10 protein-coding genes are annotated in these 11,117 nt (G+C 69.9%); 2 read left to right on the top strand and 8 right to left on the bottom strand.

The window, feature by feature from the left end:
* Positions 1–172: 172 nt before the first annotated feature.
* The 4 genes from AC6LJ9_RS23360 to AC6LJ9_RS23345 form a co-directional block, all read right to left on the bottom strand.
* Positions 173–733 carry a hypothetical protein gene (locus tag AC6LJ9_RS23360; RefSeq protein WP_498149401.1) on the bottom strand — a complete coding sequence of 187 codons (561 nt, stop codon included), beginning with the start codon at positions 731–733 and terminating at the stop codon, positions 173–175.
* A gap of 20 nt (positions 734–753) precedes the next feature.
* Positions 754–2,997: a TonB-dependent siderophore receptor gene (locus tag AC6LJ9_RS23355; protein WP_498149400.1), complete on the bottom strand. Its 2,244-nt coding sequence runs from the start codon at positions 2,995–2,997 to the stop codon at positions 754–756.
* 194 nt (positions 2,998–3,191) lie between these two features.
* The gene (locus tag AC6LJ9_RS23350) at positions 3,192–4,079 is read right to left on the bottom strand and encodes a helix-turn-helix domain-containing protein (protein WP_498149399.1); all 888 of its coding nucleotides are present in this window, start codon (positions 4,077–4,079) and stop codon (positions 3,192–3,194) included.
* Between the two features lie 83 nt (positions 4,080–4,162).
* Complete coding sequence (locus AC6LJ9_RS23345) at positions 4,163–5,065, bottom strand: NAD(P)/FAD-dependent oxidoreductase (protein ID WP_103272149.1); 903 nt, start codon at positions 5,063–5,065, stop codon at positions 4,163–4,165.
* 121 nt (positions 5,066–5,186) lie between these two features.
* Between AC6LJ9_RS23345 and folB the strand changes: the two genes are divergently transcribed.
* On the top strand, positions 5,187–5,546 hold the full coding sequence (gene folB / locus AC6LJ9_RS23340) for a dihydroneopterin aldolase (protein ID WP_212313740.1): 360 nt from the start codon (positions 5,187–5,189) through the stop codon (positions 5,544–5,546).
* A gap of 2 nt (positions 5,547–5,548) precedes the next feature.
* A complete protein-coding gene (gene ttcA, locus AC6LJ9_RS23335; protein WP_249204905.1) occupies positions 5,549–6,544 on the top strand; it encodes a tRNA 2-thiocytidine(32) synthetase TtcA in 996 nt (331 codons plus the stop codon).
* A gap of 86 nt (positions 6,545–6,630) precedes the next feature.
* On the opposite strand, the gene AC6LJ9_RS23330 is transcribed toward ttcA, so the two are convergent.
* From AC6LJ9_RS23330 to mltA, 4 genes are all read right to left on the bottom strand, one after another.
* The gene (locus tag AC6LJ9_RS23330; RefSeq protein WP_498149398.1) at positions 6,631–7,587 is read right to left on the bottom strand and encodes a D-2-hydroxyacid dehydrogenase family protein; all 957 of its coding nucleotides are present in this window, start codon (positions 7,585–7,587) and stop codon (positions 6,631–6,633) included.
* Positions 7,588–7,644: 57 nt separating this feature from the next.
* Positions 7,645–8,445: a DsbC family protein gene (locus tag AC6LJ9_RS23325; protein WP_212313736.1), complete on the bottom strand. Its 801-nt coding sequence runs from the start codon at positions 8,443–8,445 to the stop codon at positions 7,645–7,647.
* Between the two features lie 202 nt (positions 8,446–8,647).
* A complete protein-coding gene (locus AC6LJ9_RS23320; protein WP_498149397.1) occupies positions 8,648–9,817 on the bottom strand; it encodes a UbiH/UbiF family hydroxylase in 1,170 nt (389 codons plus the stop codon).
* Positions 9,814–11,109, bottom strand: a complete 1,296-nt coding sequence (gene mltA / locus AC6LJ9_RS23315) for a murein transglycosylase A (protein WP_498149396.1) — start codon at positions 11,107–11,109, stop codon at positions 9,814–9,816. Before mltA ends, AC6LJ9_RS23320 begins: the two co-directional genes overlap by 4 nt.
* Positions 11,110–11,117: the final 8 nt, after the last annotated feature.

Raw genomic sequence — 11,117 nt, 5'->3', positions numbered from 1 at the left:
GAGCCGGATATACCGGCTCGGGCCTTTTTGCCCTACGCCTGACTGGCAACACTGGCAGTCGGCGTGAATTCGGAGACGATCTTGCGTCTGGAATGCATTCTGAAGAAGCGGACGGCGCCATGCCATGCGTATTTTCCCTTAGCATGCCACCGCCCGCGCGAGCCGCGCCGGCTCAGGGTTTGCGGCGCATCACGCTGTTCGCGTACATCGGTCCCTGCACGCGATGCCCCGTGACCACATTGGTCTGGTAGCGCTGCGCCGCGCCGTCCAGCGTGGCCGGATCCAGCACCGCGCGCATCGTCGCGAAGCCCGCCGAATCGACGCGCGCCGGCGCCTTGCCTTGCGGATACAGCGCGCGCTTGCCTTCGTCGAGCGGCGCCTGCATCACGCCGCCGCTGGCGGTCAGGTCCAGCACCAGCTTGCCGTCTCGCAGGCGCGCGGAACCGTGCGCGCCCAGCTCCGCGTCGTCCAGCAGCAGACTGCCGGTCAGCGCGACATCGCCGCTGGGCAGGGGCTGCGCGTAAAGCCGCAGCACATATGGCGGCTCACCGTTGCCATCGTCCAGGGTCCAGCGATATTCGCCGGCCGCGAGCGGCGACGCGCCAGGTTGTGATTGCGCCGGCGCCGCCCGCGCGACAGGAGATTGCGCGGACGCCCCCGCGCACAGCGCGGCGCCCAGGACCGCCGCGACGATGCCGCGCGCGGCCAGCGCGCGCAAAGAGATGGCTTGCATGATGACTCCTTGTCGATGACTCAATACTTGACGCGCATGTTCAGCATGAAGCTGCGCGGCTCGCCGTAGGCATTGCCCATGTCGGCGTTGCCCAGGCGCTGGTAATAGACCTTGTCGAACAGGTTATTGACGTTCAGCGCCAGCGAGATGTGCTCGTCGACGCGGTAGCCGATGCGCGCGTTCCACACCGCGTAGCCGCCTTGCGAGACGCGCGTGGCGCTGCCGCGCACCGGTCCCTGCGCCGCGCTTTCCGTATAGATGCCGCTCTTGACGTTGACGCCTCCGCCCACGCTCCAGCGGTTCCATGAGCCGGGCAGCTGATACGTTGTCCACAGCTGGAAGATGTGCCGGGGCGTGAAGGTGCGGAACGGCGCGCCGCCGTTGGCGCGGTCCTTCAGGTACCGGGTGGTGTTGAAGGTGTAGCCGCCGGCCACTTCCCAGCCCGGCGCCAGCCGGCCCGAGATCTCGGTCTCGATGCCCTGGCTGCGCACTTCACCGCTGGCCGCGTAGCAGCAGTCGCCCACCTCCGGATAGTCCGGATCGCGCTGCGCGCGATTGCGCTCGATGATGCGGAACAGCGCCAGCGAGGCGTTCAGCCTGCCATCCAGCCATTCGCTCTTCACGCCGGCCTCGTAGTTGGCGCCGACCACCGGCGGCAGGGATCCGCCGTCCGCCGTGCGCAGGTCGCTCTGCACGCGGAAGATGTCGGCATAGCTGGCGTAGGCGGTCCAGTTCGGATCGATGTCGTAGACCAGCCCGGCATAGGGCGTCATGCGGCCATGCTCGCTGACGGCAGGATCGCTGCGTCCGCTGACCAGGTTGCGGCTCTGCGAGCGCCACCAGCTCATGCGCGAGCCCAGCACCAGCGTCAGCGGATCGGCCAGCTTGAGCCGCGTCATCGCGTAGATGCCGGCCTGACGCGTCTTCACGTCGTTCTTGCTGCCCCATTCCGGGTCGGCCGGCTCGGGATAATCACGCACGTGGTAGTCGAACACGTCAACGCCGCGCGCCGGAAAGCCCGGCAAGGCATAGGCGTTATAGGACCGCGCGCTGCGGTCGTACCAGTTGCCGCCCAGCACCAGCTCGTGACGCCGGCCCAGCGCCTCGAAGGCGCCCGACACCATCAGGTCCAGGCCCAGCTGCTGATTGCGGTACTGGTTGCCGCCGCCATACAGGCGCGGCCCCAGGCCCGTCGCCCGATCGACCGCGCCGCGCACATAGGCGTACTTGAGCTTGCTGGTTTCCTCGGCCTGGTTGACGTTGAACTTGACGGTCCAGTCGTCCGACAGCCGATGCGACAGTTCTGCGAACAGCTGCGTGTTCTCGAAGTCCCAGCGGTTCCAGGCCGCGCCCAGATAGGTGCCTCGGGTCAGGCCCAGATCGCCGCCGTCGCGGTAGCGCGGCATGTGCATCATGTAGGGCAGCCAGTCGCGCCGCTGGTAGCTGCCGCCCACGGTCAGAAGCGTGTCCGCGCCCAGGTCGGCCTCGACGATGCCGTAGTAGGCCTGCTTCTGCGAATTGGCGACGTCGTAGAAATACTTGCGGTCCTCCTGCGCCGTGGCGATGCGGCCACGCACCGAACCCGACGCGTTCAGCGGCGAGGACAGGTCCAGCTCGCCGCGATAGTTGTCCCAGGATCCGGCGCTGGCCGAGCCCGAGAACTGGAACGCGCGGCCGGGCCGCTTGCGCACCAGGTTGATCACGCCGCCGGGCTGGCCCGCGCCGTTGAACAGGCCGGCCGCGCCCCGCAGCAGCTCGACGTGGTCGTACATGAACAGGTCGGGCTGCGCCCACGACGCGCCGCCCGTCTGCATGGGCACGCCGTCGTACTGGAAGTACTCGATCTGGAAGCCGCGTGAATAGAACTGCGGAATCGCCGCCGTGGCCGCGAGGTCGATGGTGATGCCCGGCGTCTGCGCCATGGCGTCTTCCAGCGAGCTCATGTTCTGGTCCTCGATGCGCTGGCGCGTGATCACCGAGACCGATTGCGGAATCTCGCGCAGCGACAGCGGCAGCTTGCCGCCGACGCCGACGCTGGGCGCGGTGTACGAGCCGCTGCCCTCGGTCACGCCCACGCCGTCGCCCTGCACCGTCACCGGCGCCAGCGTGGCCGCCGCTCCCGTTTCCCCTGGCCGGGTTTGCTGCGCCCCCGCGGCGCCCGCCGTCATGCCCAGGACCACGGCCAGGCTTCGCCAAGCCGCTCCCTGCCTCTTGTGCGCGCGATCGCGGCCGCTGCCCGTCACGCCTGTCTTGATGCCCGACATTCCCTCTGTTTCCCGCTCGTTGAAATAAGATTGATAATCATCTTCAACGTGGCGGGCAGCGGCAATCGGAAAGGCTTTCGAATTCCGGACGCAGGCTTTCGCTTTTTGACGGGCAGGTTTACGGGCAGATTCACGGGCAGGCCCGTGGCGCCGCCGTCAAGCCAGGATACGCGGCCCTTGGATGCCGCCAGCGGCTAGCGCAAGGCGCTGGGACTGAGGCCGAACCGCCGCCGGAACGCCACGGAAAAATGCGCCGGCGCATAGCCCACATGCCAGGCCGCTTCGGACACGCTGAGACCGCCGCTCAGGATCAGCTCACGACCGCGCAGCAGCCGCTCTTCCTGCAGGCAGCGCGCCATGCTCAGGCCGAAGGCCTGCTTGAACGCCAGGTCCAGCTTGCGCGTATTCAGGCCCAGTTCGCGCGCCAGCTCGAGCGCCGACGGCGCTTGCCGCAGATCGGCCAACAGCCGGCGCCGGGCCTCGTGCACGGCGTCCTGTTCCCGCGCCGCCGAGGCGGGCGCAGCCTGATCGCAGCCGCCCGCCTGCGCCAGCGCCACGGCGGCCAGCTCCAGGCCCTTGGCCGCCAGGTACAGCCCGCGCGCCGGCCCTTCATAGCGGCAGACCCGCAGCTGGTCGGCGATACGGCGCGCCTCCCGGCTGGCCGCGCCATGCCAGACGGCGGCGCCGGAACCCGCGGCCGGGTCCAGCCGGGCCAGGCAATCGGGATCGACGCCCAGCTCCTGCCACAGCGCCGAGGCCGGCAGGCGCACCATCGCATAGCGCTGCGCGACGCCCGCCTCGAACGCATCCGCGCCACGCGCGCCGCCGGGATTCCAGGCCAGGCACAGGCTGGGGCCGCGCATCTGCCAGGCCGGCCGGTCCTCGACGCGGCTGCGCGCCTGCCCGTCGAGCAGGATGATCTTCAGGCCGGGATGCAGGTCTTCCTCGCGCCAGCGCGTGGTGCCGTGGCGGAAGGCGCCGGCCTGCACGGCGTAGCCGCCGTCCAGGCACAGGCTGGCGTCGATGCGGTGATGGTCGGCGGTATCGCCGGACGCCGCCTGGGCGGCGCGGATTGCGGACATGGCGGAAAGCCGGAGCGGAACGCGGCAGTTATTTGAGAATAATTACTATTAACCAAACTACCAGGCCGCTCAACGCCGTCCGCTCATTCCCCGGCGCGCTCCCAGCGCCGCTGGATGGCCTTGGCCGCCACCACGCCATCGGCCATGGACGTCACCACGCAGGGATGCATGCGGTGCGCCACCTCGCCAATGGCGTAGATGTCGGGCACGCTGGTCTCGGCCGTGGCGAAGTCGGTGCGGATGTAGCCGCGCTCGTCGCGGGCCAGGCGCAGGTCGTCGGCGAAACCCGCCTGCGGCTCCCAACCGTAGAACACCAGAATCAGGTCGTACTGGCGGCCGTCCACGCTGCGCGCGGCGGGATCGACCTGGTAGGGGCCGATGCGCACGCCCTCGCGGCCGGCGCGCTGCACCCATTGCTGCTGCGCGCGCACGCTGCGGGCATACAGGTGCACGGCGCGCGCGCCGCGGTTGCGCACGTAGACATAGTTCTCGAAGGCGTTGTCGCCGCCGCCCAGCACCGCCACCGACAGCCCGGAATAATCCTGCGCCACGATGGGCGAGCCGGGGCCGATCAGCACGCCGGGCCAGGACGCGCCCGGCGGATGGTCAGGCAGGCCCTTGGCGCGCACGCCCGAGGCGATCACCAGGGTGCGGCCGCGCACGCGCGTGGTTTCGCCCCCGGGGCCGGCCAGCGTGGCCTCGATGCCGCCCTTGCAGGGGCGCACGTCCGTGGTCCGGGTCGACAGGCGCAGCGGCACGCCGGCGGCGCGCACGCTGGCGTCGATGTTGGCGGCGACCTGCTGGCCGGTCACGCCCGGCAGCACCGCGATCCAGTCGTCGGCGAAGGGATTGTCGTTGCCCAGCCCGCCCAGCCGCTCGCTGGCCTCGACCAGCAGCGGCGACAGGCCCAGCCGGGCCAGCCACAGCGCGCAGGAGGCGCCCGCCGGCCCGCCGCCTACAATGACGGAATCGTAAACTTGTTGCATTGCGTCCCTTGATCGCCCGCGCCGCATCCTGACAGCGCCGGGCCATGCATGGATTGTAGCCAGCGCGGCGGCCCCGCCCGCGCCGCCGCTACAATTCCCGCATCCCTTCCTGGTTTTCATCATGCCCACACGCCGCATCATCCTCACCGGGCTCGCCCTCGACGCCCGCATCGGCATCCTCGAGCACGAGCGCCGCGCCACCCAGCCCCTGCATGTCGACGCCGAGTTCGACGTGGACATCACGCGCTCGGTCGACGACCACGATATCCACAGCGTGCTGGACTACCGCCGCCTGCGCGAGGCCATCGTCGAGGAATGCACGCAGGCGCATGTGAACCTGATCGAAACCCTGGTGGAACAGGTCGCCGCGCGCCTGCTGGCCGACTTCCAGGAAGTGCGCTCGCTGCGCCTGCGCATCAGCAAGCCCATGGCGTTCTCGGACTGTGCCGCCGTGGGCGTGGAAACCCAGATCTCGCGTTGAACATGAATTCCATCGCCACCCCCGAGCCGCTGGCCGCCCCCGCCGAAACGGACCAGCCCGCGGTGTCCCGCCGCCACGACAAGGCCCGCCTGGAAGGCAACAAGCTCTCCAAGCGCCTGGCGCGCGAGACCACCCGCGCCCTCTCCGACTACAACATGATCGAGTCCGGCGACAAGGTCATGGTCTGCCTGTCGGGCGGCAAGGACTCCTACGCCCTGCTCGACATCCTGCTGCAGCTGAAGAAGCGCGCGCCCTTTCCCTTCGAGGTGATCGCGGTCAACCTGGACCAGAAGCAGCCGGGCTTTCCCGCCGACATCCTGCCGCGCTACCTGACCGAGCTGGGCGTGCCCTTCCACATCGAGACGCAGGACACGTATTCCATCGTCACGCGCGTGCTGGAAGAGGGCAAGACCATGTGCTCGCTCTGTTCGCGGCTGCGCCGGGGCATCCTGTACCGCGTGGCCAGCGAGCTGGGCGCGACCAAGATCGCGCTGGGCCACCATCGCGACGACATCCTGGGCACCTTCTTCCTGAACCTGTTCTACGGCGGCAAGACCAAGGGCATGCCGCCCAAGCTGGTCTCGGACGACGGCCGCCACACGGTGATCCGGCCGCTGGCCTACGTGCCGGAAAGCGACCTGATCGCCTACGCCGAGCTCAAGCAGTTCCCCATCATCCCGTGCAACCTGTGCGGCTCGCAGGAGAACCTGAAGCGCAAGGAAGTGGGCCGGATGATCCAGGAATGGGACCGCAAGCATCCGGGCCGCTCGTGGAACGTGTTCAACGCGCTGTCGCGCGTGGTGCCCTCGCACCTGATGGACCGCGATCTGTTCGACTTCGCGGGGCTCAAGCCCACGGGCGTGCCCGATGCCAATGGCGATACCGCGTTCGACGCGGTGGATCCGGAGGACGAGGCCGACACGTCTTGCGGCGATACGCCGCAAGCCGCGGAACCCGGCGCCATTGCCGAACAGAAGATCGTCTTTTCCCGCAGCTGATGCGCCGGCGGACATGAAACAGGGGCTGCGCATGCAGCCCCTTTTGCCTTGCCGCGCCACGCAATGGCGCGCGGCGCCCTGCCATGTCAGGCGTTCAGCACGCGCACCGGCGCGCCCGCCTGCCAGGCCCGCACCGCTTCCAGCGCGTTGCGATAGAAGGCTTCGAAATTCTCGCGGCTGACGTAGCCCAGGTGCGGCGTCAGGATGACGTTGTCCAGGTCGCGCACCGGATCGGTCGGCGACAGGGGTTCGTCGGGATACACGTCCAGCCCCGCGCCGGCCAGGCGGAACTTCACCAGCGCGTCCATCAGCGCGGCCTGGTCCACCAGGCCGGCGCGCGAGGTGTTGACCAGGTAGGCCGTGGGCTTCATGGCGGCCAGCGCGGCCGCGTCGACCACGTTGCGCGTGCGGTCCGACAGCACCAGATGCAGGCTGACCACGTCCGACGTGGCGAACAGCTCATGCTTGTCGACCCGCGTCACGCCGGCCTCGCGGGCGCGCTCGTCGTTCAGGTTGGGACTCCAGGCCACCACGTCCATGCCGAAGGCCAGCCCGACCCTGGCCACGGCGGCGCCCAGCTTGCCCAGGCCGACCACGCCCAGGCGCCGGCCGGCCAGCGGCTCGGGCATGGCGGTCTGCCACATGCCTCGGCGCATGGCCGCGTCCTCGGCGGGCAAGTGCTTGAACAGGCCCAGGATGTGCGCCCAGGCCAGCTCTGCCGTGGCGGTGGCCGCCAGCGCGTCTCCCGGCGCGCCGCAGACGACGACGCCGCGCGCCTTGCAGGCCGCCATGTCGATGGCGTTGTTGCGCATGCCGGTGGTGATCAGCAGCCGCAGCTTGGCCAGGGCCTGGATGCGGTCCGCCGGGAACGGCGTGCGTTCGCGCATGGCGACGATCACGTCGAATTCGGCCAGTTCGGCCTCGACCTGGCTATCGGGAATGTAGCTGTTGAAGATGCGGACTTCGGAATCCCCGCCCAGCGAGGTCCAGTCCGCATAGCGCCGCGCCACGTCGTGGTAATCGTCGAGGATTGCGATTTTCAAGCTCGTCTCCGGGAGGGCTGGCCCGCGCCAGCCCCCGGCCGGCGCGGGCGGGGCGGATCAGTTCAGGCGTTCTTTCAGCTGGTCCAGCGGCAGCGCGCCGCTGATTCGGGAGCCGTCGGCGAAGAACAGCGTCGGCGTGCCGCGCACCATCAGGCGCTGGCCCAGCGCCAGCAGCTTGGCCTCGGGCACGTCGCATTCGGCGGCGGCCGGCTTCTGGCCGCGCAGCATCCAGTCGTCCCAGGTCTTGCCCGGATCCTTGGCGCACCAGACGTCACGCACCTTGATCTTGGAATCGGGCGACAGGATCGGGTACAGGAAGGTGTAGACCGTCACGTTGTCCACCGACTCCATGGTCTTGCGCAGCTGCTTGCAGTAGCCGCAGTTCGGATCCTCGAAGATGGCGACCTTGCGCGAGCCGTCGCCCTTGACCTGCTTGATCGCCAGGTCCAGCGGCAGCTGGTCGAAGGTCACGGCGCTGAGCTTTTCCTGGGATTCGCGGGTCACGTCGCGGCGCGTCATGGCGTCGATCAACGGTCCTTCCATGACCCAGGTCACCTTTTCATCGGTGTAGATCAGGTCCATGCCCAGCTGCACTTCGAACAGGCCATAGGGCGTGCGCCGCACGGCGGTCACGTCCATGCCGGAAAAGCGCTGGCGGAAGCGTTCCTTCACGGCGTCGGCCACGGGGTCCGCGGGCGCCACCTGGGTCGTGGACACCACCTTGTCGCCCTTGCCGGCCTGGCCGGTGGTGACGGTGGACACGGACTTGTCTTCCTTGGCCAGGACCGGGGCCGACAGGCCCAGGCCGCCCACGGCCAGGAAACAAGCCGCCAACGCGGCCGAAACTCGGAAATTCATTGGGACTCCTGTGCAGATATGTCGATTTCTTGGCGGAAAGGGTAACCGATCCGCGCATGGGCGCAGCGCCCGTAGAGCCATCAGACCGGGACGGGATGGCGAGGTTCCACCCGTCCGTCAGTCCGACCCCATTTTCAATCGGGCCGGCCCCGTCCCGACCGCGTAGCGGCCGACGGCCGCGGGCGCGCCCCTCGCAGGCAAGCTAGTTCTTCGACGCGCCCGCGATCAGATGTCGCTTGATCATCGGCGCATGCTCGACCCAGCGCATGCCGGCGTTGCGCAGCCAGGCCAGCGGCGTGGCGCGCGCGGCGAACAGCTTGTGCAGGCCATCGGTGGCCAGGCGCATGGCCAGCACCGGCTCGGCGCGGGCGCGCTGGTAGCGGTGCAGCACCCGCAGGTCGCCCGCCTGGCGGTAGGGTTCGCGGCCGGCCACGGCCTCGACCAGCGCCTCGACATCGCCCAGGCCCAGGTTCAGTCCCTGGCCTGCCAGCGGATGCAGGCGGTGCGCGGCGTCGCCCGCCAGCGCGATGCCCGGCGCCACCATCTGCGCGCGTTCCAGCGTCAGCGGAAAGCCATGCAGCTTGCTGCGCACCTTCAGCCGGCCCAGCCGGCCTTCGGCCGCGTGCGCCAGCAGTCCTTCGAGCGCGGCGGCCTGCTCGTCCTGCGGCAAGGCCAGCAGCCGCGCGGCAGCCTCTTCGCGCATGGACCAGACCATCGACACCTGCGCGCCGTCGGACGTGTCCGGCAGCGGCAGCAGCGCCAGCACGCCGTCGTCGCGGAACCACTGGACGGCGGTGCCCTGGTGCGGCCGCTCGGCGTCCAGGTGCACCACCAGTCCGGTGTCCTTGTACGGCACCGCCTCGTGCTTGAGGCCGGCAGCCTCGCGCAGCGGGGAGGCCGCGCCGTCGGCGCCCACGAACAGCTCGGCGCGGATGCGGGCGCCGTTCTCCGTCTGGATCTCGCCGTCGGCGTAGCCCGCGCAGCGGTCCTCGATCCAGGGAATGCCGAACAGGCGCACGGCCTGGATCAGCACGCGCTCGATCTCGCCCGATTCGACGATCCAGGCCAGCTGCGGCAACGCCGCCTGCCAGGCGTTGAGATTGACCTCGCCGTCGGCGTCGCCGTGGATCTCCATGGCCTGCACCGGCGTCAGCCGGGCGGCGGGCATGGCGTCCCAGACGCCCAGGCCGGCCAGGAACCGCTGGCTGGCCGGGGAAATCGCGTACACGCGCGGGTGGTAGTGGGCGGCTTCGGCCGCCGGCACCGAGGCGCGCGGGGCCAGCACGGCCACGCGCTGCCCGCGCCGGGCCAAGGCCAGGGCGGTGGACAGGCCGACGATGCCGGCCCCGCAGACTACGATCTGATGGGTCATCGCGCGCTGGGCTCCCCTGCCTGCTTGGGCCACAGCAGCCACATCTGGCCGCGCTGCTTCATGCGGCCCGCCTGCTGCCCGGCTTCCTCGCCGTAGCCCCAATAGAAGTCGGCCCGCGCCGCGCCGCGGATGGCGGTGCCGGTGTCCTGGGCGAACACCAGCCGCTGCAACGGCCGGTCGGACGCGGGATACGTGGTGGCCAGGAACACCGGCGTGCCCAGCGGCACGAAACCGGCGTCCACCGCCACCGAACGCTGCGGCGCCAGGGCGATGCCGTAGGCGCCCTTGGGGCCCTGCTCCGGATCGACCACGGCTTCCTCGCGGAAGAACACCACGGCGGGATTGGCATTGAGCATTTCCGGCACGCGCTTCGGGTTGCGCTGCGCCCAGGCGCGGATGTTCTGCATGGAGGCCTGGTCGGCCGACAGCTCGCCGCGGTCGATCAGCCAGCGGCCGATGGACGCATAGGGCTGGCCGTTGTGATCGGCGTAGGCCACGCGGATGGTCTTGCCCGAATCGGGGCCGTCGGTCAACAACACGCGGCCCGAGCCCTGCACCTGCAGGAAGAAGTTGTCCACCGGGTCATCCACCCACACCAGCACGGGCGGACGGCGGCCCGAGGCCTCGATGGCGGCGCGGGTGTCGTAGGGCACGACGCGCTTGCCGTCGAGCTTGCCGCGCACGCGCTTGCCGGCCAGTTCCGGATACACCGAACCCAGGTCGATGGTCAGCAGGTCCGCCGGCACCGTGTACAGCGGCCATTGGTAAACGCCGCCCTGGCGCCGCGAACCGCGCACCAGCGGCTCGTAGTAGCCGGTGACGGTGTTCGTGGCCGGCTTGCCGTCGGCGGCGTTCAGCCGCCAGGGCTGCAGATAGGTTTGCAGGAAGCGGCGCACGCCCTCGCCATCGCCCGCCGCCGGCGCGCGCGCCGGATCGGCCGCCGCCGCGCAGACCGGCTGCCAGGCGCGCGGCGTGGCGCGGGCCGGCGCGGCCAGGTTGCCGCTGGTGGGCCGCATCAGCCCGCGGCAGTTGCGGATGAACAACGGCCAGAACTGTGACAGGTCGTCGTTGCTCCAGCCCGGCATCTCGGCCCAGGACGCGGGCTTGAGCTTGCCGCCCAGCGCGCGCGGCGGCGTGTCCGCCAGCGCCGACAGCGACGGCACGCGCAGCGGGCCTTCGGCCGCGGGGGCCGATATGCCTGGGCCGGCGCCCGATTCAGGGGGGATTTCGGAGGTGGTGGTGCACGCGGCGAGCAGCGCCGACAGCACGGACAGACAGAGAATGCGCTTCATGGGCCAGA

The sequence above is a fragment of the Achromobacter sp. 1011811831 genome (assembly GCF_059760905.1).
Note: the sequence above shows the minus strand (reverse complement) of the source record. Positions and strands in the feature narration are given on the sequence as shown.

Coding starts and splice junctions, on each gene's coding strand:
- AC6LJ9_RS23355 (WP_498149400.1), bottom strand. CDS start 2,997: ATGTCGGGCATCAAGACAGGCGTGACGGGCAGCGGCCGCGATCGCGCG.
- AC6LJ9_RS23325 (WP_212313736.1), bottom strand. CDS start 8,445: ATGAATTTCCGAGTTTCGGCCGCGTTGGCGGCTTGTTTCCTGGCCGTG.
- folB (WP_212313740.1), top strand. CDS start 5,187: ATGCCCACACGCCGCATCATCCTCACCGGGCTCGCCCTCGACGCCCGC.
- AC6LJ9_RS23320 (WP_498149397.1), bottom strand. CDS start 9,817: ATGACCCATCAGATCGTAGTCTGCGGGGCCGGCATCGTCGGCCTGTCC.
- mltA (WP_498149396.1), bottom strand. CDS start 11,109: ATGAAGCGCATTCTCTGTCTGTCCGTGCTGTCGGCGCTGCTCGCCGCG.
- ttcA (WP_249204905.1), top strand. CDS start 5,549: ATGAATTCCATCGCCACCCCCGAGCCGCTGGCCGCCCCCGCCGAAACG.
- AC6LJ9_RS23345 (WP_103272149.1), bottom strand. CDS start 5,065: ATGCAACAAGTTTACGATTCCGTCATTGTAGGCGGCGGGCCGGCGGGC.
- AC6LJ9_RS23360 (WP_498149401.1), bottom strand. CDS start 733: ATGCAAGCCATCTCTTTGCGCGCGCTGGCCGCGCGCGGCATCGTCGCG.
- AC6LJ9_RS23350 (WP_498149399.1), bottom strand. CDS start 4,079: ATGTCCGCAATCCGCGCCGCCCAGGCGGCGTCCGGCGATACCGCCGAC.